The 20,335-nt window shown below is 62.9% G+C and carries 17 protein-coding genes; 8 read left to right on the forward strand and 9 right to left on the reverse strand.

Features of this window, described 5'->3' with window-relative positions:
• Positions 1-16: 16 nt before the first annotated feature.
• From mnmG to NL528_RS01240, 4 genes are all read left to right on the forward strand, one after another.
• Positions 17-1,900 carry a tRNA uridine-5-carboxymethylaminomethyl(34) synthesis enzyme MnmG gene (mnmG, locus tag NL528_RS01225; protein WP_309180945.1) on the forward strand — a complete coding sequence of 628 codons (1,884 nt, stop codon included), beginning with the start codon at positions 17-19 and terminating at the stop codon, positions 1,898-1,900.
• A gap of 195 nt (positions 1,901-2,095) precedes the next feature.
• On the forward strand, positions 2,096-2,761 hold the full coding sequence (gene rsmG / locus NL528_RS01230; RefSeq protein WP_309185300.1) for a 16S rRNA (guanine(527)-N(7))-methyltransferase RsmG: 666 nt from the start codon (positions 2,096-2,098) through the stop codon (positions 2,759-2,761).
• A 29-nt stretch (positions 2,762-2,790) separates the two neighbouring features.
• Complete coding sequence (locus NL528_RS01235; protein WP_309180946.1) at positions 2,791-3,642, forward strand: ParA family protein; 852 nt, start codon at positions 2,791-2,793, stop codon at positions 3,640-3,642.
• A gap of 165 nt (positions 3,643-3,807) precedes the next feature.
• Positions 3,808-4,683, forward strand: coding sequence for a ParB/RepB/Spo0J family partition protein (locus tag NL528_RS01240; RefSeq protein ID WP_309180947.1), 876 nt, complete (start codon positions 3,808-3,810; stop codon positions 4,681-4,683).
• Positions 4,684-4,937: 254 nt separating this feature from the next.
• Here NL528_RS01240 and holA read toward each other — a convergent pair whose 3' ends face one another.
• The 3 genes from holA to leuS form a co-directional block, all read right to left on the reverse strand.
• Positions 4,938-5,966, reverse strand: coding sequence for a DNA polymerase III subunit delta (gene holA / locus NL528_RS01245; RefSeq protein ID WP_309180948.1), 1,029 nt, complete (start codon positions 5,964-5,966; stop codon positions 4,938-4,940).
• Between the two features lie 126 nt (positions 5,967-6,092).
• The gene (gene lptE, locus NL528_RS01250; protein ID WP_309180949.1) at positions 6,093-6,644 is read right to left on the reverse strand and encodes an LPS assembly lipoprotein LptE; all 552 of its coding nucleotides are present in this window, start codon (positions 6,642-6,644) and stop codon (positions 6,093-6,095) included.
• Complete coding sequence (leuS, locus tag NL528_RS01255) at positions 6,631-9,303, reverse strand: leucine--tRNA ligase (RefSeq protein WP_309180950.1); 2,673 nt, start codon at positions 9,301-9,303, stop codon at positions 6,631-6,633. Before leuS ends, lptE begins: the two co-directional genes overlap by 14 nt.
• A 276-nt stretch (positions 9,304-9,579) precedes the next feature.
• On the opposite strand from leuS, the gene NL528_RS01260 reads away from it, so the two are divergent.
• Positions 9,580-10,566 carry a GGDEF domain-containing protein gene (locus NL528_RS01260; protein WP_309185301.1) on the forward strand — a complete coding sequence of 329 codons (987 nt, stop codon included), beginning with the start codon at positions 9,580-9,582 and terminating at the stop codon, positions 10,564-10,566.
• A gap of 107 nt (positions 10,567-10,673) precedes the next feature.
• On the opposite strand, the gene NL528_RS01265 is transcribed toward NL528_RS01260, so the two are convergent.
• Entirely contained in the window at positions 10,674-12,365 is a 1,692-nt protein-coding gene (locus NL528_RS01265) for a diguanylate cyclase domain-containing protein (protein ID WP_309180951.1), read from the reverse strand.
• A 108-nt stretch (positions 12,366-12,473) separates the two neighbouring features.
• On the opposite strand from NL528_RS01265, the gene NL528_RS01270 reads away from it, so the two are divergent.
• The gene (locus NL528_RS01270) at positions 12,474-13,163 is read left to right on the forward strand and encodes a YggS family pyridoxal phosphate-dependent enzyme (protein WP_309180952.1); all 690 of its coding nucleotides are present in this window, start codon (positions 12,474-12,476) and stop codon (positions 13,161-13,163) included.
• Between the two features lie 150 nt (positions 13,164-13,313).
• Here NL528_RS01270 and NL528_RS01275 read toward each other — a convergent pair whose 3' ends face one another.
• Positions 13,314-14,099, reverse strand: a complete 786-nt coding sequence (locus tag NL528_RS01275; protein WP_309180953.1) for a fumarylacetoacetate hydrolase family protein — start codon at positions 14,097-14,099, stop codon at positions 13,314-13,316.
• Between the two features lie 7 nt (positions 14,100-14,106).
• On the reverse strand, positions 14,107-14,676 hold the full coding sequence (locus tag NL528_RS01280) for a L,D-transpeptidase family protein (protein ID WP_309180954.1): 570 nt from the start codon (positions 14,674-14,676) through the stop codon (positions 14,107-14,109).
• A gap of 216 nt (positions 14,677-14,892) precedes the next feature.
• On the opposite strand from NL528_RS01280, the gene NL528_RS01285 reads away from it, so the two are divergent.
• Together NL528_RS01285 and NL528_RS01290 are read left to right on the forward strand one after the other, a co-directional pair.
• Positions 14,893-15,579, forward strand: coding sequence for a response regulator transcription factor (locus NL528_RS01285; protein ID WP_074272068.1), 687 nt, complete (start codon positions 14,893-14,895; stop codon positions 15,577-15,579).
• 54 nt (positions 15,580-15,633) lie between these two features.
• Positions 15,634-16,074, forward strand: a complete 441-nt coding sequence (locus tag NL528_RS01290) for a cyclic nucleotide-binding domain-containing protein (protein WP_309180955.1) — start codon at positions 15,634-15,636, stop codon at positions 16,072-16,074.
• Between the two features lie 6 nt (positions 16,075-16,080).
• On the opposite strand, the gene NL528_RS01295 is transcribed toward NL528_RS01290, so the two are convergent.
• The 3 genes from NL528_RS01295 to NL528_RS01305 all read right to left on the reverse strand — a co-directional run bounded on the left by NL528_RS01295 (position 16,081) and on the right by NL528_RS01305 (position 20,331).
• Positions 16,081-16,896 (reverse strand): exodeoxyribonuclease III, encoded by an 816-nt coding sequence (locus NL528_RS01295; protein WP_309180956.1) that lies wholly within the window; start codon positions 16,894-16,896, stop codon positions 16,081-16,083.
• A gap of 77 nt (positions 16,897-16,973) precedes the next feature.
• Complete coding sequence (locus NL528_RS01300) at positions 16,974-17,702, reverse strand: outer membrane lipoprotein carrier protein LolA (RefSeq protein WP_309185303.1); 729 nt, start codon at positions 17,700-17,702, stop codon at positions 16,974-16,976.
• A gap of 184 nt (positions 17,703-17,886) precedes the next feature.
• The gene (locus NL528_RS01305) at positions 17,887-20,331 is read right to left on the reverse strand and encodes a DNA translocase FtsK (protein ID WP_309180957.1); all 2,445 of its coding nucleotides are present in this window, start codon (positions 20,329-20,331) and stop codon (positions 17,887-17,889) included.
• Positions 20,332-20,335 lie beyond the last annotated feature (4 nt).

Here is a 20,335-nt window from a genome sequence, read left to right on the forward strand (position 1 = left end):
GGATAGAAGTCGCAGCATGATGTCAGGGCAAGAATCGTTCGACGTGATCGTCATCGGCGGCGGCCACGCCGGCTGCGAAGCCGCAAGCGCCGCTGCGCGGATGGGTACGCGTACAGCCCTGGTGACCCACCGTTTTGCGACCATCGGGGCCATGTCCTGCAATCCCGCGATCGGCGGTCTCGGCAAGGGCCATCTGGTCCGCGAGGTCGACGCGCTGGATGGCCTGATGGGCCGGGTCGCGGATGCTGGCGGGATTCAGTTCCGGATGCTGAACCGCCGCAAGGGTCCGGCCGTCCGCGGGCCGCGCGCCCAGGCCGATCGCAAGCTTTACGCCGCCGCCATGCAGGCCGCGATCACCGAGACCGCCAATCTTAGTGTGATCGAGGGCGAGGCGGATGAACTCATCGTGTTGAGCGGCAGGGTGACCGGCATTCGCATGGCCGATGGCCGTGCGCTTGCGGCTGGCGCGGTCGTCATCACTACCGGAACGTTTTTACGCGGCCTGATCCATCTTGGCGAGAAGAACTGGCCGGCCGGCCGGGTCGGCGAATCGCCGGCGATGGGACTTTCGGCATCCTTCGAACGCGCCGGCTTCACCCTCGGACGCCTCAAGACCGGTACGCCCCCACGCCTCGATGGGACGACCATCGACTGGTCGGCGGTAGAAATGCAGCCCGGCGACGAGCCACCGGAGCCGTTTTCGGTGCTGACCGAGCGGATCACGACGCCGCAGATCCAGTGCGGCATCACCCGCACCACGCCGGCGACCCATGAGGTGATCCGGGCCAATGTGCACCGGTCGCCGATGTATTCCGGCCAGATCAAGAGCAGCGGACCGCGTTATTGCCCCTCGATCGAGGACAAGATCGTCCGCTTCGGCGACCGCGACGGCCACCAGATCTTTCTGGAGCCGGAAGGGCTGGATGACAGCACGGTCTATCCAAACGGCATCTCGACGTCGCTTCCCGAGGAGGTCCAACTCGCGATCCTGGCCACCATTCCCGGTCTTGAGCGGGTAAAGATGGTCCGGCCGGGCTATGCCATCGAATACGATCATGTCGATCCCCGCGAACTCGATCCGACCTTGCAGACCAGGCGGTTGCCGGGCCTGTTCCTGGCTGGGCAGATCAACGGCACCACCGGCTATGAAGAGGCGGCGGCGCAGGGGGTTGTTGCGGGCCTGAACGCAGCATTGCTGGCGAGCGGTGGTGCACCTGTCGTGTTCGACCGCGCCGACGGCTATCTCGGGGTGATGATCGACGATCTCGTCACCCGTGGGATCACCGAGCCCTATCGGATGTTCACCTCCAGGGCCGAATACCGCCTGACCTTGCGGGCCGACAACGCCGACCAGCGCCTGACGGACAAGGGAATTGCGCTGGGATGTGTGGGGCAGGGGCGCACCTGGCGCCATGGGGCCAAGATGGCTGCGTTGGATGCAGCCAAGTCGCTGGCCAAGTCGCTGTCGATGACGCCGAACGAGGCGGCCAAGCATGGGCTGGCTCTCAATCGGGACGGCCACCGCCGCTCGGCCTTTGAACTACTGGCCTATCCGGAGATCGAATGGTCTGATCTCAAGGGCATCTGGCCGGAGCTATCGGCCATTGACCCAGCGATCGCGGTCCATCTGGAGATCGATGCGAAATACGACGTCTATCTCAAACGCCAGACCGCCGACGTCGACGCCTTCAGACGCGACGAGGGCCTGGTTCTGACCGATATCGATTACGCCGATGTGCCGGGGCTCTCCAACGAGGCCCGTTCGAAGCTCGAGGCCGCGCGACCGCGGACAGTGGGGCAGGCGGGACGGCTTGATGGCCTGACGCCGGCGGCGCTGGGTATCTTGGCGGCTTACTTGCGGCGTGAAGCCCGGCGGAAGACAGTGAAGGCGACCGCGTAGATCCTGTTTCACGTGAAACAGGAGGACGGCCCTGCGTCCCCTCGATTGTCATTGCGAGAAGCGAAGCGACGAAGCAATCCATGATCGGACCCGGTGCTGAGATGGATTGCTTCGCGGAGCCTGTCATCGGGCGCGCATTCGCGCGACCCGTTGGCTCGCAATGACGGCTTCAACATGATGAGTATGTCCGAACAGATGGTTAAAGCAGCAACTCAAGCCTCATCCCCGATCCCAGCCTCCGACAAGGCCGCAGCGCTCGCAGTCACCCCCGTTTCACGTGAAACGGAAGCGCGGCTGGATCGGTATGTTGCTCTCCTCCTGGAGTGGCAGGCCAAGACCAATCTCGTCGCGCCATCGACGCTTTCGAATCTCTGGACCCGGCATATCTCGGACTCGCTGCAGCTTCTGAGCCTCGCCCCGTCGGCGAAGACATGGGCTGATCTCGGCAGTGGCGGCGGCTTTCCGGGTGTCGTGTTGGCCTGCGCGATGGCGGAGACTTCAGGTGCGCGGGTTCACCTGGTCGAGCGCAACGCCAAGAAGGCGGCCTTCCTGCGCGAGGCGCTGCGCGTGACTTCGGGGGCCGGGACAGTGCATCTGGCTGACATCGGGGATAGTGTGGATAGAATCACCGGTACCGTCGATTGCGTCACTGCCCGGGCGCTGGCTCCGTTACACCAGCTCATCGGCTTCGCAGCGCCGCTGGTGGGGAAGGGCGCCAAAGCGTTGTTTCTCAAAGGCCAAGATGTAGAGGCTGAATTGACCGAAGCCACTAAATATTGGAAGATCGAACCACGACTCCACTCCAGCCGCACCGGCGGACACGGCTGGATCGTCGAACTCGACCGAATCGAGCGGCGCTAATCATCCGCGGCAGCATATGGTAACCGGGTATGACCGTGATTGATGAGGTTTATCAAGAGGATAGGGCGCCAACCCCGGCGGGCCATCCGCGCATATTGTCGCTCGCCAACCAGAAGGGCGGCGTCGGAAAAACCACCACCGCGATCAATCTGGGCACCGCACTCGCTGCGATCGGCGAGCGCGTGCTGATCGTCGATCTCGATCCGCAGGGCAACGCCTCCACCGGTCTCGGCATCGACCGCCGCAGCCGCAGCTGCTCGACCTATGACGTGCTGATCGGCGAGGCGCCGCTGCGCGAGGCGGTGGTCGCAACCGCGGTGCCGCGTCTGCATATCGCTGCCTCCACCATGGATCTTTCCGGCCTCGAACTCGAACTGGGATCGACGCCCGGCCGCGCGTTCCGTCTGCGCGATGCGATCGCAGCGCTCAACACCGGCGCGACAGCGGAGACCGATTACACCTATGTGCTGATCGATTGCCCGCCGTCGCTCAATTTGCTCACCGTCAACGCGATGGCGGCGTCGGACGCGATCCTGGTGCCGCTGCAATGCGAGTTCTTCGCGCTCGAAGGCCTGTCGCAATTGCTGCAGACGGTCGAGCAGGTGCGTTCGACGCTCAATCCGAACCTGTCGATCCACGGCATCGTGTTGACCATGTTCGACTCCCGCAACAATTTGTCGAACCAGGTCGTCGCCGACGTCCGGCAGTTCATGGGCGCAAAAGTCTACAACACCATGATCCCGCGCAACGTGCGCATCTCCGAGGCGCCGTCCTACGGCAAGCCGGTCCTGGTCTACGATCTCAAATGCGTCGGCAGCGACGCCTATCTCAAGCTTGCAACCGAAGTGATCCAGCGCGAGCGCGAGCTGCTCGCTCATTGAGACTGAATCGTAGGATGGGTAGAGCGCAGCGAAACCCATCTTGGTGTGTGCGATCGAGAGGATGGGTTTCGCTACGCTCTACCCATCCTACGGGTTGCCATCACCTTCACTGAAATAGAGTTTCTAATTACGGAGTGCTTCTACGTGAATCCAAGGGAGCTGGCGATGGCCGACGAAGCGCGTTCGCGACTGGGCCGCGGTCTTGCAAGTCTGATCGGTGATGTCGGCGGCGAGGCCGCGCATGTCGAACGGCCGCGCAATCAGCGCAAAGTGCCGATCGAATTTTTGAAACCAAATCCGCGCAACCCGCGCCGGGCTTTTTCCGATACCGAACTCGGCGAGCTCGCCGCGTCCGTCAAGCAGCATGGCGTGATCCAGCCGATCGTGGTGCGCCCGGTCAAGGGCGCCCAGGATCGCTACGAGATCATCGCCGGCGAGCGCCGCTGGCGGGCGTCGCAGCTTGCGGGCCTGCACGAGGTGCCGATCGTACCGGTCGATGTCAGCGATAGCGACGCGCTCGAGATCATGATCATCGAGAACGTGCAGCGTGAAGACCTCAACGCGATGGAAGAGGCGCAGGGCTATCACGCGCTCGCCGACGAATTCAAACGCAGCCAGGAAGACATCGCCAAGATCGTCGGCAAGAGCCGCAGCCACGTCGCCAACATGATGCGGCTGACGAAACTGCCGGCGGAAGTTCAGGCCTATATCGCCAAGGGCGATCTGTCGGCAGGTCATGCGCGCGCGCTGATCGGCGTGCCCGATCCGCTGGCTGCCGCCAAGCGCATCGTCGAGGAAGGCCTCAACGTGCGTCAGGCCGAAGCGCTGGCGCATGATGAAGGCGTGCCGGAACGCAAACCGCAGAAGGCGCGCGGCGGCAAGGTAAAAGACCCCGACACGATCGCGCTGGAAAAACGCGTCAGCGATGCGCTCGGTCTGACCGTGAGCGTCAACCACCGCGATCCCGGCGGCACGGTCCAGATCAGCTACCGCAACCTCGAACAGCTCGACGAGGTGATGCGGCGACTGGAGGGCGGCTGACGGGGCCGCACCTACTTTGCTTGGGGTTGTTTTCGCGATTTTGTATCCGACGCGCTCCGCGCACTGGCACAACAGCCGCCTGGCGAGGGGATCTGATCTTTTCTTAACCTCGCCCCGCTTGCGGGGAGAGGTCGGCGCGAAGCGCCGGGTGAGGGGGACTCACCGCGCATTCGGTGTTCGCAGAACGAAGAGCCCCTCACCCCAGCCCTCTCCCCGCAAGGGCGGGGCGAGGGAGTTGATGGACCGTCCGCAATTCACCCCCGCCGCTTCGCATTCGCCGCGATCGACAGCAGCGTGCGCTGCGCGATGGCAGACGCGAGCGTTGCCTGCTTGCGCATATCGAGCGCCGCGGTGCCGAGCTGATCGATGATGGCGGCGAGCCGCGCCGCATTGAAATTGCGCAGCGCGATCTCGACGGCGCCCTTGCGCGAGAAATGCAGCCGCGGGTATCCGCTCTCCAGCAAACTCGCAACCGGCGTGCCCTCGGCCACCGCGAGCGCCGATTTGTGCAGCCACGCCGCCTGGCGCTGGGCGGCGGAGATGATCACGCCGGGATAGGTGCCGGCGATCATCGCTTTGGCAAATTCGGTTTCGACGATGGCCGGATTGCCGGCGAAGGCGCCGTCGACGATCGGATCGAGTTTCAGTTCGGACGCGTCGGAGACGACGGTCATGACGTCGTCGATCGTCACCTCGCCCTTGCCGTGGGCATAGAGCGCAAGCTTGCGCAGCTCGTTGCGCGAGGCCTGGCGGTCGCCGCCGAGCAGCGCGGTCAGCACCGCCCGCGCATCGGGTGCGATGCGCAGGTTCGAGGGCCGCAACTCCTCATCGATCAGTTTTGCAAGGTCGCGCTCGCCGTCGGGATAACAGGCGATGGCGACCGCGGTCTTGGCGCGCTCGCAGGCTTTTCGCAGCGGCGATTCCGGCCGCAGCTCGCCGGCCTCGATCACGATGCGGCAGTCTTTTAGCGGCGAATCGGCGAGCGTATCGATGCCGCTGGCAAAGCTGCGCGAGCCGGCGCGCACCCGGATGGCGCGGCGGCCGCCGAACAAGGGCACCGTCATCGCCTCGTCGACCAGCCGCGACGGCTCGGCCGACAATTCGTCGCCGTCGAGACGCACCAGCGAAAACGGATCGTTGGGATCGTCGACCGCGGACGCGATCAACGCATCGGCGCGTTCGCGCACCAGGCCGGCGTCGGGACCGTACAGCAGGATGATGGGCCGGCCGGCGTCCGGCCGAGCGAGAAAAGCGTCGATTTCTTTTCCGCGAAGCGCGACCACGCACTGACCTTGTTTGAATTTACGACGTCATTCCGGGACACGCGCTCGCGCGTGGACCCGGAATCTCGATCGAACAATCTCTGGATTCCGGGTTCGCGCTTCACGCGCCCCGGAATGACGAGGAGCTCAGGTCCCGGCAACGAAGAACGACGCCAGCCGGGTCTGGATGTTTTCCGCGATCTCCTGCGCCGCACGATCTTCGGCATCACGGTAGGCGCGGGAGCGGGCGAAGCGCTGGTACGAACCCGGCATATCATATGACACGCGCGAGAAGGTCGTGCCGGTCATGACCGATTTGTTGGTCGCGATCTCGATCAGATTGTACTGCGCGTCGATGCCGTAATTCTCGCTGGTCGGCAGCCCCGTATTGGGGTCGACGATCAGCGACGAACGGCTGGAAGTGAACCGCAGCACCAGCCGATGGGTCGGCGGCATACCGGTCGCATTGCCATAGAGCTTGAACGCCAGCGCGTTGCGGATTTCCACCTGGATCCGGGCTTCCCGCGATGCGTTGTTTTTGTCGACCGGCGGGACTTCCACTCCCATCAGCTTTTCGCGCAAGCCGGGGGTGCCGTCGGTATGTTCGGCGTACATCGGCTGGAAGCAGCCAGCCGTCAGCGCCGCCAGCGCGGCCACGGCCAACAGCCGAGCAACGATCCGGGTCCTAGCCAACGACATTCACGATCCTCATGGGAACAACGATCACTTTACGCACGGCCTTGCCGCCCAGCGCCAGTTTTACCGCATCAAGGGCCAAAACGGCAGCCTCAATTTCCGGATTTTGGGCGCCCCGTGGCACAGTAACATCACCCCGTTTCTTGCCGTTGACCTGAACCACCAGCGTCACCGTATCTTCAACCAGCAAATCGCGTTCGATTTGGGGCCAATCGGCCTCCGAAATCAGCCCGGACTTGCCCAAAACCTTCCAACACTCCTCGGCCAGATGAGGCATCATGGGCGCGAACAGTTGAACAAGGATGACCCAGGCCTCAACGAGGGCTGTTGAAACATCAAAGTCAGGTTCTTGGTCGTCCGGACCCCAAGCAGCCCGAAGCTCCTCATCAAGCTTATTCACCAGATCGTAAATATTTGCGACGCAGACGTTGAAACGAAGCCGCTGAATGTCTTCATCATAACGGGCCAAGGCGCGATGGATTATCTTCCTAATTTTGGTCGCTGCTTCACCAAATTGATCGTGGGGAACTGCAGAACTTGGTAGAAGATCGGCGATTTCATTCGTTAGCCGCCAAAGCCTCTGTACAAAACGGCTCGCGCCCTTAACGCCTTCCTCGCTCCAGATCACGTCGCGGTCCGGCGGGGAGTCGGACAGCATGAACCAGCGGGCAACGTCGGCGCCGTAAGCTCCAATGATATCGTCAGGATCGACCGTGTTGCGCTTCGACTTCGACATCTTCTCGATCGCGCCGACGGTGATGTCTTCGCCGGTCTCCAGCAGGACGGCGCGTTTTCCATTAACTCCGGCCTCGATCCTCACTTCGGCTGGCGTGACGTAGGAGCCGTCGGCCTTGTGATAGGTCTCGTGCACCACCATTCCCTGCGTGAACATGCCGGCGAACGGCTCGTCCATGCCGATATGACCGGTCGCCTTCATCGCGCGGGTGAAGAAACGGCTGTACAGCAGATGCAGGATCGCGTGCTCGACGCCGCCGATATACTGGTCGACCGGCATCATCCGGTTGGCGACCGGCGGCGTGGTCGGCGCCTTCTCGTTCCAGGGATCGGTGAAGCGTGCAAAATACCAGGACGAATCCACGAACGTGTCCATCGTGTCGGTTTCGCGCTGCGCTTTTCCGCCGCACTTCGGACAGCTGACGTGCTTCCAGGTCGGATGATGGTCGAGCGCGTTGCCCGGCTTGTCGAAAGTGACATCCTCGGGCAGCACCACCGGCAAATCCTCGTCCGGCACTGGCACCACGTCGCAGGTCGGGCAGTGGATCACCGGGATCGGGCAGCCCCAATAGCGTTGCCGCGAAATACCCCAGTCGCGCAGGCGGAAATTGACCTGGCGCTCGCCGACCGCCCCCACCCTTCCCTCCCCCGCTTGCGGGGGAGGGTTAGGGAGGGGGCGTAGCTCGGCTTCCAGCCGTTTTGCGACCTCTTCCTTGGCCTGCTCGATGGTCATGCCATCGAGGAAGCGCGAATTGATCATGCGGCCTTCACCGTCATAGGCGGTGTCGGTGATCACGAACGTCTTCGGGTCCTGACCTTCGGGACAGACCACTGGTATATTGCCGAGCCCGTATTTGTTGACGAAATCGAGGTCGCGCTGGTCGTGCGCCGGGCAGCCGAAGATCGCGCCGGTGCCGTATTCCATCAGCACGAAGTTGGCGACATAGACCGGCAGCTTCCAGTTCGGATCGAACGGATGCACCGCGCGGATGCCGGTATCAAAGCCCTGCTTCTCGGCGGTGTCGATGATCTCCTGCGCGGTGCCGATCCGCTTTACGTCCGCGATGAACTCGGCGAGTTTTGGATTCCTGGCGGCTGCGGCAATCGCCAGCGGATGATCCGCCGCGATCGCCATGAATTTTGCGCCGAACAGCGTGTCCGGACGCGTGGTGAAAATCCTCAGCTCGTTCTCGCCCGCGGGCGTTGTCGCCGGGTCGAGCGCAAAACGCACCAGCAGGCCTTCGGAACGGCCGATCCAGTTGCGCTGCATCAGCCGCACCTTGTCGGGCCAGCGGTCCAGCCCATCGAGCGCGTCCAATAGCTCCTGCGAGTACTTCGTGATCTTGAAGACCCACTGGTTCATCTCGCGCTGCTCGACCACAGCGCCGGAACGCCAGCCGCGGCCGTCGATCACCTGCTCGTTGGCGAGCACGGTCATGTCGACCGGATCCCAGTTGATCTTGCGCTTCTCGCGCTCGGCCAGGCCCACGCGCAAAAAATCCAGGAACATCTTCTGCTGATGCTTGTAGTAGGAGGGGTCGCAGGTCGCGAATTCACGTGACCAGTCGAGGGAGAGCCCCATAGTTTGGAGCTGCTTCTTCATCGCGGCGATATTGTCGTAGGTCCAGGCCTTGGGCGCAATCTTGCGCTCGATCGCGGCATTCTCGGCGGGCAGCCCGAACGCATCCCAGCCCATCGGGTGCAGGACGTTAAGGCCCTTGGCGCGCATGAACCGCGCCAGCACGTCGCCCATGGCGTAGTTGCGAACGTGCCCCATATGGATGCGCCCGGACGGATAGGGGAACATCTCGAGCACGTAATATTTCGGCCGCGGATCGTCGTTTTTGGAGGCGAAGATCGCCTTTTCATCCCACTGGCGTTGCCAGCGCGGTTCGGAATCACGGGCGTTATAGCGTTCGGAGGTCATGAAATCGCTGGGCTTTTTCGGGTTTTGCGGCCATTCAAAAGACGGCGGACTAGGCCATAAAAGGCCATGATGGGTCAATGGGTTGGAGGATGTCGACGGCGCCGGCGGAAGTGCAACCAATCGGATTGAGGTGCACTTAATGAATTTGTGAGACCTTGCCCATGAAGAGGGCATTTTGTCCCTTGTGGCAGGGAAACCAGCGATACCGTGACCGCCGCGTTCGACGAGCTCGATTTCGAATACGCGACGTCGGTCGCGGAAAAAGCCATGCGGTCGATGGCCGAACAGCGCGTGCCACCGACACCGAACAATTTTCACGTCTGGTTCAAATATTCGCTCGGCACACCACCCGAACTCAGGCGGGCAATCGACATCCTGATCGGCAACAAGCTGAAGTTCAACGTTGCTGTCAATCAAGACCTGTTCGAGACCTATATCGGCTCGAAAGGGGCGGATGACGCGGTGGCTCATGACGTCTCCCAGCAACTGCATTCGGTGATGGCGTCAGCCAGGCAGTTTCTGACCACGGCCATCGCCGACAACCGTACGCAAATGGCTGCTATCAGCGACGTCACTGCGCAGACCGAAGCCGGCGTCGATCCAAAACCGCTGGTCGCAAGCCTGATGAACGAGCTGGCCAAGGCGGCGACCCGCGCCACCAAGCTCGAAGCTGGCTTTGCCGAGAAATCGCGTGAGCTCGACACCATCCGCGATTCCCTGAACAAGTCCGAGGAGCGCGCCAGGACCGATACGCTGACCGGTCTGCCGAACCGCCGGGCGTTGGACGAGTTTTTCCGGCAGGCCCAGATCGCGGCGATGGAACAAGGCGACCCGCTCAGTGCGTTGTTGATTGACATCGATCACTTCAAGCGTTTCAACGACGAGTACGGCCACGGCGTCGGAGACCATGTGCTGCGGTTGATGGCGAAGGTACTGCGAGAGGGCGTTCGCGAGATTGACCTTCCGGCACGATATGGCGGCGAAGAATTGATCGCCGTGCTCCCCGGTGCGGATCTCGCCACCTGCGCGACAGTTGCCGAGCGCATTCGCCGCTTGATCGCGGAATGCCATCTTAGCCGCCGTTCGACTGGCGAGGCGCTGCCCGGCATCACGGTATCGATCGGCGTTGGACAGTTTCAACTGGGCGAGTCGATGGCCGATCTGATCGATCGCTGCGATCGCGCACTGTATGTCGCCAAACGAGGTGGCCGTAACCGCGTCGTGACCGAGAACGAACTCGATCTCGGGCTCAGGGCCGGGTGAGAGCCTGATTCATCCGGGTGAATCGGACCCCTCGCCTATCGCTTTGCCGGAACATCTCATTCGTAGATCTGGATCGGGCTTGCGGGCAGATTGTTCGGGATGAAGCCTCACCCCGCCAGCGCCATGCCGGCTTCATCCACCATCCGCACGAAGCCGTGCTCGACCACGGCGTTGCGGCCGCGGTGTTTGGCGGCGTAGAGGGCGGCATCCGCGGCCTCGATCAGGTCGCCGGGGCGCTGGCTGTCGTTCGGTTTGGTGCAGGCGACGCCGACGCTGACGGTGACGGTCTGGTGGCTGGATGTCGCGTGCGGCAGGCCAAGGCCCTGGACCGCGGCGCGCACCATCTCGCCGATCTCGAGCGCGCGGGCGGTTTCGGTGTTCGGCAGCAGCAGGCAAAATTCCTCGCCGCCGTAGCGTCCGGCGAACCCCATGGTGTCGGCGGCGATCACGGCAAGCGTTTCGCCGAGCCTGGAGAGACAGGCGTCGCCCTCGGGGTGGCCATAAGTGTCGTTGTAGAGCTTGAAGTGATCGACATCGATCATCAGGAGCGACAGCTCGCTGTCATATTGCTGCGCCTTCATCCACTCGAAATCCAGGCGGCTCTGGAAGCCGCGCCGGTTGGCGAGGCCTGACAGCATGTCGATCGAGGCCATCACGGTGAGCCGGTCGTTGGTCGCGACCAGTTCGCGCTCGCGCTGGCTGAGCTGGGCCGCCATCGCGTTGAAGGCGCGGGCCAATGGAACGAATTCCGAAGGTAGGCGGCTGCGCGCGACGCGGGCCGACCAGTCGCCCTCGCCGAACCGTCTTGCCATTCCGGTCATGAGTTCGATCGGTCCGATGATGAGCTTCTCCGCGCCGACCAGCGCGCCAAGCAGCACGAACAGGCAGACGAAGCCGAGCTGCAAATAGGCGGTGCGGATCTCGCGATTGATTGCGGCCGTCACCCTGGCCTCGTCGATGCTGACGATCAGACGCGATTGCGTGCCGGGAATGCGCGCAAAGCTGATCGTGCGTTTCGAGCCGTCGGAAGCGGTGAATGAAAGCGAACCTGTCGGCGCGTCGGAGCCGAGCGCTTTCTCGGCAATCGCCGCCAACAGCGGTACATTGTCGAGCGGCCGGCCGATCATGCTGGACTGATCCGAGGGGGCTGCGATCACGACGCCGGTGCTGTCGACCAGCAGGGACGAAATCCCCGGCCGCCCTCCGAGATTGGTCATGATCTTTGACAGCCAGTCGATATTGATGCCGGCGACGACGACGGCGTCTTCCTCCGGATTGATCGCGGCCACCGGATAGGCCGCCATCATCATCGGGCGGCCGTTGGTCTTGCCGAACAGATAGTCGCTGAAAACGAAGTCGCGGGTCGCCTGTGTCTTCTTGAAATACTCGCGGTCGCCGAGGCTGAGCCCCACCTGCATGTTCAGGGTCGAGCACTGCACCAGCCCGTCCTTGCTGACGAACATGATGCTGCGGATCCAGGGCAGGTTGGTCGGCAGGCTGGCGCGCAGGATTTCGCAGCTTCGTGCGATGCCGCCGGAGGCGCGGATATAGGCCGCCGATTTCAGCATCGTCTCGACCGAGGAGATCACTTCGCGCTGGGTGTCGGCGCTGTGCTGGGTGATGTTGGCGAATTCCTCCGAAGCCGCCGCGATCTGTTTGGCGCGGGTGTATTCGAGCGAGCGGGCGCGTTCCAGCATCAAGGGCGCCACCAGGATCACCGCCAGCAGCGCCAGCCGCGCACGGATTCCCAGAAGCTTCTTGAGTTTCACCCTGTTGCGGTTGAAAGTAACGCCAGACATCTTCGCCCCCTGCCCCGGTGCCAAGGTAGTGCGAAGGGTTCAAAAAGCCTTTCCCGAACTTGGTAAAATTGGAACAAACCCCCATAAAGTTACGATCCGATAGACAACATGACGCCGGAAACGACAAATTTGCTAACCTCACCTTTACCAAACGGTCTCGCGACGGTGGAGCAGGAGATCGCGCGCGCCTGCAAGGAAGCGCGCCGCGATCGCACGTCGGTAACCCTGATCGCGGTATCGAAGACATTCGACGCCGCCGCCATTTCGCCTGTTATCGACGCCGGACAACGCGTTTTCGGCGAAAACCGGGTGCAGGAGGCCAAGGCGAAATGGCCAGGGTTAATGTCTGACCACCCCGGCATTTCGCTGCACCTGATCGGGCCGCTGCAATCCAACAAGGCCAAGGAGGCCGTGGCACTGTTCGACGCCATCCATTCGGTCGATCGCCCGAGCATTTGCGAAGCGTTAGCCAAGGAAATCAATTTTCAGAAAAAGCAGCCGGAATTGTTCGTCCAGCTTAATACCGGCGAAGAACGGCAGAAGGCCGGCGTCGCGCCCGGCGAGGCGGATGCCTTCATCGCGAGCTGCCGGGAGAAATATGGCCTGGCGATTTCTGGCCTGATGTGCATCCCGCCGGTCGACGAGGCGCCGGCGCCGCATTTCGCGCTGACCGCGAAGATCGCCGCGCGCAACGGATTGAAGAATCTGTCGATGGGCATGAGCGCCGATTTTGCGATCGCGATCCAGATGGGCGCAACGCACATACGCGTGGGCTCGGCGATCTTCGGGCATCGGTAGAGCCGCGCGATCCATCCTTCCGTCATTGCGAGGAGCGCAGCGACGAAGCAATCCATTCTTTCTTTTTGCGGCGGCGTGGATTGCTTCGCGGAGCCTGTCATCGGGCGCGCATTCGCGCGACCCGGTGGCTCGCAATGACGTTGAGAGAGCCTACTCAAACCGCACCGACACTTTCCCAAGCGCGCCGAAATCCGCCGCGAACAAATCCCCGGACTGAATCGGCAGCGGTGGATGGCAGGTGCCTGTCGTCACCACCTCGCCTGCTCTCAACGTCACACCAAGCGCGCGCAATTCATTGGCGAGCCAGGCCAGTGCGATCCTGGGATCGCCGAGCACGTTCTTGCCGTGCCCGACATAGCGTTGTCCGCGCAACGTGATGACCGGCCTCTCCTCGACGAGATCGCGCGCGCGCCAGTTCGCAGCCGTCGGCGCGCCCAGCACGAACAGGTGCGCACAGGCATTGTCGGCGATGATTTGCGCGGCGCCGGCGCGCACGAAATCTGCAAAACGCGAATCCGGAATCTCGATCGCGGGATGCAGCGTGTCGACCGCGTCCAGAACCTCCTGCACCGTGTAGGGCGCCGGCCGCGGCGGCAGGTCTCTCGCCATGTGAAAGGCGAATTCCGGCTCGCCGACGCGCATTTCATTTCCGGCCATCGAAGCGGTGCCGCCATCCGGTATAATCGTCTCAGGCAGGATGCGTCCGGCCATCGGGCCCTCGACATTGATGTGCTTCTGGCCGGCCTCGCTGGTGGCTGCGATTTTCCAGCCGAACAATTCTCCGCTCGAATAATTCTCGATCGCCGCTTGAATGGCGTAGCCCTCGGCGCGATCGCGTGGCCGCAGCGAAGCGTCGAGCGCGTCGAACTTGGTCCCGGCGCGCCAATGATCGTGCAGGATACTGGATGCCACGGCGATCTGGTTCTTGTCGAGCATGGTTTGATTACCCGATGATGATCTTGGTCTGCCGGCTCATCCGCCGCAACAGCCGCAGCATGGAGGACTTCGTCATCGACACGCATCCCGCCGTGGCTGAAAAGTTCGCGCGCGCCAGATGCAAGAACACCGCGCTGCCGCGGCCGGCGATACGCGGGGCGCTGTTGTGATCGATCTCGACGATGAAATCGTAGAGGTGATCCTCGCGCGTGAGCCGGTCGCCGGCCTGATCGCAGCTGAGCCGCATCGGCTGATTGTAATGGCGGTCGTTCGGGTCCTCGCACCAGGCGTCATCGGGCCGGATCGGGCGCACCGGCAGGTAGGTTCGCGGCCGTGGGTGACGGTCGGCGCGCCACCACAATTGCCGGGGATAGAAGGTCCCTTTGGGGGTCCCGCCATCGCCTTCGCGCTTGTTGGCCAGGATGCCCCCGCGACCAAGTGCCACCGGCGCGGTCCAGCCGTCCGCGGTCAGCCAGCCCCGGCGCGGGTCGCCGGCGGCGGGGTGAACCCTGATCGCCGAGAGCGGCCGATCACGGGCAACTGTCTCATAAGCGATTGAAAGATTGGGGTTTATCATGAGAATCGCTCTAATCCCGGGTTGCCTCCCCAGCCTCGATTGTTCTATCTGGCGCCATTACAGGACATTCATCCAAAGGCGTGCCGGTTTTGGGATAGAGTGCGGCCTGCTTGTGAATCGGTAACAATCGCCTACCTGTGTACGAATCTAACTATCAAGTCTCGGCCAAAAGCGCTTCCGCTTGTGCCGCCGCCTGCCCCAAGAGGATGGTAACCTATGGCCAATGCCCGCAAGATCCTGATCGTGGATGACGATACCGATCTGCGCGATACGCTGGTCGAGCAGCTGTCGCTGCACGAGGAATTCGAAGCCTCCGCGGTCGATACCGGCGCCAAGGGCGCCAGCGCGGCCAAGGCCAATGCCCCCGATCTCGTGCTGATGGATGTCGGGCTGCCCGATACCGACGGGCGCGAGGTTGTCCGGTCGCTGCGAAAGGGCGGCTTCAAGGCGCCGATCATCATGCTGACCGGCCACGACACCGATTCGGACACCATTTTGGGCCTCGAATCCGGCGCCAACGACTATGTCGCAAAGCCGTTCCGGTTTGCGGTGCTGCTGGCCCGGATCCGGGCGCAGCTGCGCCAGCACGAGGCCAGCGAGGACGCGGTGTTCTCCGTCGGCCCCTACTCTTTCCGCCCCGGCTCCAAGATGCTGACCGGCGCCAATGCCCGAAAAGTGCGGCTGACCGAGAAGGAAACCGCGATCCTGCGTTTCCTCTATCGTGCCGGCCAGCTGCCGGTGTCGCGCGAGACGCTGCTGCAGGAAGTGTGGGGCTATAATTCGGGCGTCACCACCCATACCCTGGAAACGCACATCTACCGGCTCAGGCAGAAGATCGAAAAAGATGCTGCCAATCCCGAGATCCTGGTGACGGAAGCCGGTGGCTACAAGCTGGTGCCGTGATACGATTCGGTCCGCGAATCGTAACTCTTTGCGCATCCCGGTCACCGGTCCCGTATGTCGATCGAAGATGATGTAGCCCTGCTTGAGCGGGTCCCGACATTGCGCCTGTTGGGCAATACGGCGCTGCGCATGCTGGCGATCGGCTCGGAACAGCGCGACTTTGCGCGTGGCGACCGCCTGTTCAATGCCGGCGACGACGCCGATGCGGGCTATATCGTGCAGCGCGGCGCCTTCCGGGTCGAGGATGGCGGCGCCGAGATCATCGCCGGTCCCGGCGCCCTGATCGGCGAGCTCGCTTTGATCGTCGCGATGCGGCGGCCGTCCACGGCGATCGCGATCGAACATTCCACCGTGCTCAGGGTTGCGCGCAGTCTGTTTCAGCGCGTGCTCGAAAGCGACCCCGCCGCGGCCCGCCGCCTGCGCGACGAGCTCGCCACCCGCACCAGCCAGCTCGCCAGCGACATTTTGATGGCGGGTGCAAAGCTGAGTATCTGACCGCAATCACACCTCCAGCGTCACCGTCACCGGGACATGGTCCGACGGCCGCTCCCAGCCGCGCGCATCCCGCGTGATCCTGAAATCGCTGACACCGTCCTTCAGCGCCCGCGAGACCCAGATGTGGTCGAGCCGGCGGCCGCGGTCGCCGACGGTCCAGTCGGCGGCGCGGTAGCTCCACCAGGTGTAGACCTTCTCCGAAAGCGGTATGCGCTCCCGCGCGACGTCGAACCATTCGCCGTGCGTCTGGGCGGCCAGCAGTTTTTCAGTCTCGATCGGGGTGTGCGACACGACTTTCAACAATTGCTTGTGCGACCAGACGTCGTTCTCATGCGGCGCCACGTTGAGATCGCCGACCAGGATATGCCGGTCGTCGCCGCGCGGATGCAGCGGCTCGCAGGCTTTCATCTCGTCGAGAAATTTCAGCTTGTGGTCGAACTTCGGATTGAGCGCGGGATCGGGAATATCGCCGCCGGCCGGGACGTAGAAATTATGCAGCACCAGCGGCTTTACGAGCTGCGCCTTCTCGCCGAATGAAACCGAGATGTGCCGAGAATCGATGTTGTCACAGAAGGTTCTTACATCCTTGCTCTCGAACGGCAGCTTCGAGACGATGGCGACGCCGTGATAGCCCTTCTGCCCGTTCAGCGCGACGTGCTCGTAGCCGAGACGCTTGAAGCGCTTCAGCGGGAAGGCATCGTCGATGCATTTGGTTTCCTGCAGGCAAAGCACGTCCGGCCGCACCGACTTGAGAAACCTGGCGACGAGATCGATGCGCAGGCGCACCGAGTTGATATTCCACGTTGTCAGGGAGAAGCGCATGAGAACCGTGTCTTACCACGGTTCGTGCTGCGGTTTTCCAGCTCTCCACAGGGAAACGAACGCGCGAGGCCGCAAAATCAGCCCGGCGAGGTCGGATAATTGGTGAAGTCGATCTTGAACAAATTGGGATCGACCTTCTTCGACGTATCCAGATTGTAGACCGCGACCGTGGTGTCGTAGCCCTGCGGGTCGGTCACAGTCCATTGCTTGAGCTGGCCGTCCTTGGTGCCGATCATCAGCATCAGCCGGCTGGTCCCGATCAGTGCCTGCTTCTCTTCGATGGTGACGCTGATGAAGACATCGTCGGCGGTGACGTTGACGACGTTGGTGTCCTTCATCAGATCGATGCGATCCGACAGCAGAAACCGCAGCGGCGTCTGCGACAGCGGATAGATGTCCTGGGTCGCGAGCTTGCGGTCGCGCACCGCCAGCGACGAGCCGTCGGCGATGATGGCGATCGGCGTCGGATCGTCATATTCGAAACGCACCTTGCCCGGTTTCTGGATGTAGAAGTCGCCCTTGGTCTTGCTGCCATCGGGTCCGACCTGGACGAAATTCCCGACCAGCGTCTGCAGCGACGACAGATACGAACTCACCTTGGCGGCTTGCGCCTTCTGGTTGGCATCGAAGCTCGAAAAGATACTGGCAGGGACATTGCGGTGCGGATCGGGGATCACCGGGTTCGGCGGCGCCTGGGATGTCGTCCCCGTCGTCCTCGGCGCGCCCTGTGCACTCAGCTGCACGCCGCCGTCTCGGGCCTTCGGCGCGGGCTTCGGAACGGGAACGTTCTGCGCGGACGAAGGCATCGCGAGGCCGGCGAGAGACGCTGATATCAACAGCGCCAATCCGTAATGGATGCCGCGATGGGTGGATTGTTTTGTCATTCGGTATTTCAGACCTCTATTCGAGGCAATGCCCCGCTTCGACGGCTATTTTATCGTGCTTTGGACCAAAAGAGGTATCGTTTTTCCGTGAAAATGCAGCACTTGCTTAGAAGCGGCCTTCTTCTTCCTCGACCAGAATCTCGCGTTTGCCGGCGTGATTGGCCTGGCCCACGATGCCTTCCAGTTCCATCCGCTCCATCAAAGAAGCTGCGCGGTTATATCCGATTTGCAGCCGGCGTTGAATGTACGAAGTCGATGCCTTGCGGTCGCGCTTGACGATCGCGACCGCCTGCGAAAACAGGTCGGCGCCGCCGCCATCGCCACCCATGCCGGTGGAATCGAATACCGCGCCGTCCTCGTCGGTAGGCTCTTCAGCGGTGACCGCCTCGAGATATTCCGGCTGGCCCTGCGTCTTGAGATGGCGCACCACCTTCTCGACTTCTTCGTCGGAAACGAATGGGCCGTGCACGCGGCTGATGCGGCCGCCGCCGGCCATATAGAGCATGTCGCCCTGGCCGAGCAGTTGCTCGGCGCCCATCTCGCCGAGGATCGTTCGGCTGTCGATCTTCGAGGTGACCTGGAACGAAATGCGGGTCGGAAAATTCGCCTTGATGGTGCCGGTGATGACGTCGACCGAGGGCCGTTGCGTTGCGAGGATCACATGCAGGCCTGCGGCGCGCGCCATCTGCGCCAGCCGCTGCACCGCGCCTTCGATGTCCTTGCCGGCGACCATCATCAGGTCGGCCATTTCGTCGACGATGATGACGATGTAGGGCAATGGATCGAGGTCGAGCTTTTCTTCTTCGTAGATCGCCTTGCCGGTTTCCTTGTCGAAGCCGGTATGCACCGTGCGCGTCAGCTCCTCGCCCTTGCCCCTGGCTTCGACGAGACGCTGATTGTAGCCGTCGATGTTGCGCACACCGAGCTTGGACATTTTCTTGTAGCGCTCTTCCATCTCGCGCACCGCCCATTTCAGCGCGACCACCGCCTTTTTCGGGTCGGTCACGACCGGCGTCAAAAGATGCGGGATGCCGTCATAGACGGAGAGTTCGAGCATTTTCGGATCGACCATGATCAGGCGGCACTGGTCCGGCCGCAAGCGATAGACCAGGCTGAGGATCATGGTGTTGATGGCGACCGATTTGCCCGAGCCGGTGGTGCCGGCGATCAGCATGTGCGGCGTGCGCGCCAGATCAATGATGATGGATTCGCCGCCGATGTTCTTGCCGAGGCAAAGCGGAAGCTTGGCCATCGAGTCGTCCTTCACCGACAGCAGCTCGCGCAGATAAACCTTCTCGCGATGCGCGTTGGGCAATTCGATGCCGATCGCGTTGCGGCCGGCGACGACGGCGACGCGCGCCGACAGCGCGCTCATCGAGCGCGCGATGTCGTCGGCGAGACCGATGACCCGCGACGATTTGATGCCGGGCGCGGGCTCGAGTTCGTACAGCGTCACCACCGGGCCGGGATTGGCCTTGACGATTTCGCCGCGGACGCCGAAATCGCCGAGCACGCCTTCCAGCGCGCGCGAATTGGCTTCCAGTTCGGCCTTGTTCAGCGGCTGCCGGTCGGAAGCCTTCGGCGCGGTCAGTACCGAGACCGATGGCAGTTCGAACTTGTCGGAGGATTTACGCGCCGGCGCGCGCGGGGCTTTCTTGCGCGGCGCGCGGGTGGCGGGGACTTCCTCGTCCTCGTCTTCCTCGTCTTCGTTGGCAAAATCCTCTTCAGCCTGCGGAGCCAGTGACGGCGCAGTGCGGCCGCCGAGATTGGGCTCCTGGCGTTCGAACGAGGCCGTCCGCGGCTGCGGCGCACTTGCGACCAGCGAGCGGTACGCCGTGGTCAATAGCCAGCCGAGACGCGCCTTCGTGCTCATGACGGCATGAAACATCCAGCCGAGCGAGACCGAGCTGCGATCGCCCTCTTCCTCGAACGGCGCGTCATCGTCCTCGATCGGCGTCAGCTCCTCGTCCTGCGGCCGCGAGCCCCAGCCGCATGCGAGCAGGAAGGTCGCCGACATCGCCGCGAAAAGAATGATCCCGAGCACCAGCCGATAGACGAAACCTGCCGGGCCGAACACCACCGCCGGCGCGCGCACCAGTGCGTCGCCGACGACGCCGCCAAGTCCGGTCGGCAGCGGCCAGGCGCCGCCATGCGGCCAGCAGCTGGCAAAGCCCGCGGCGATTACCGTGGTGAGAATCCAGCATCCGAGCCGCAACGCTTCGCGGTCGAAGGTGCGATGGGTCAGCATGCGCCAGCCCCACACCGCGACGGGGAGGATCAGCATGATCGCCCCGAGGCCGAGAATCTGCATCAGCAAATCGGCGCCGATCGCGCCGGGATAGCCGACGATGTTGCGAATCGCGCGCGAGGTCGCGTGGCTGAAACTGGGATCCTGCACCGACCATGTCATCAGCGCGGCCGCCGCTACGCCGGACAGCGCGATCAGGCAGAGGCCGGTGAATTCCCGAAGGCGCCGCGCCAGCGCGTCGCGGATCGAGGCCGGCAACTGGCTGACCAGGGGAATGACACGTTCGATCGCTGGCATGCTCATGGGG

Source organism: Bradyrhizobium sp. Ash2021, from assembly GCF_031202265.1.
Classification (GTDB): domain Bacteria; phylum Pseudomonadota; class Alphaproteobacteria; order Rhizobiales; family Xanthobacteraceae; genus Bradyrhizobium.

Coding starts and splice junctions, on each gene's coding strand:
- mnmG (WP_309180945.1), top strand. CDS start 17: ATGATGTCAGGGCAAGAATCGTTCGACGTGATCGTCATCGGCGGCGGC.
- rsmG (WP_309185300.1), top strand. CDS start 2,096: ATGGTTAAAGCAGCAACTCAAGCCTCATCCCCGATCCCAGCCTCCGAC.
- NL528_RS01235 (WP_309180946.1), top strand. CDS start 2,791: ATGACCGTGATTGATGAGGTTTATCAAGAGGATAGGGCGCCAACCCCG.
- NL528_RS01240 (WP_309180947.1), top strand. CDS start 3,808: ATGGCCGACGAAGCGCGTTCGCGACTGGGCCGCGGTCTTGCAAGTCTG.
- lptE (WP_309180949.1), bottom strand. CDS start 6,644: ATGTCGTTGGCTAGGACCCGGATCGTTGCTCGGCTGTTGGCCGTGGCC.
- leuS (WP_309180950.1), bottom strand. CDS start 9,303: ATGACCTCCGAACGCTATAACGCCCGTGATTCCGAACCGCGCTGGCAA.
- NL528_RS01260 (WP_309185301.1), top strand. CDS start 9,580: ATGGCCGAACAGCGCGTGCCACCGACACCGAACAATTTTCACGTCTGG.
- NL528_RS01265 (WP_309180951.1), bottom strand. CDS start 12,365: ATGTCTGGCGTTACTTTCAACCGCAACAGGGTGAAACTCAAGAAGCTT.
- NL528_RS01270 (WP_309180952.1), top strand. CDS start 12,474: ATGACGCCGGAAACGACAAATTTGCTAACCTCACCTTTACCAAACGGT.
- NL528_RS01275 (WP_309180953.1), bottom strand. CDS start 14,099: ATGCTCGACAAGAACCAGATCGCCGTGGCATCCAGTATCCTGCACGAT.
- NL528_RS01280 (WP_309180954.1), bottom strand. CDS start 14,676: ATGATAAACCCCAATCTTTCAATCGCTTATGAGACAGTTGCCCGTGAT.
- NL528_RS01285 (WP_074272068.1), top strand. CDS start 14,893: ATGGCCAATGCCCGCAAGATCCTGATCGTGGATGACGATACCGATCTG.
- NL528_RS01290 (WP_309180955.1), top strand. CDS start 15,634: ATGTCGATCGAAGATGATGTAGCCCTGCTTGAGCGGGTCCCGACATTG.
- NL528_RS01295 (WP_309180956.1), bottom strand. CDS start 16,896: ATGCGCTTCTCCCTGACAACGTGGAATATCAACTCGGTGCGCCTGCGC.
- NL528_RS01300 (WP_309185303.1), bottom strand. CDS start 17,702: ATGCCTTCGTCCGCGCAGAACGTTCCCGTTCCGAAGCCCGCGCCGAAG.
- NL528_RS01305 (WP_309180957.1), bottom strand. CDS start 20,331: ATGAGCATGCCAGCGATCGAACGTGTCATTCCCCTGGTCAGCCAGTTG.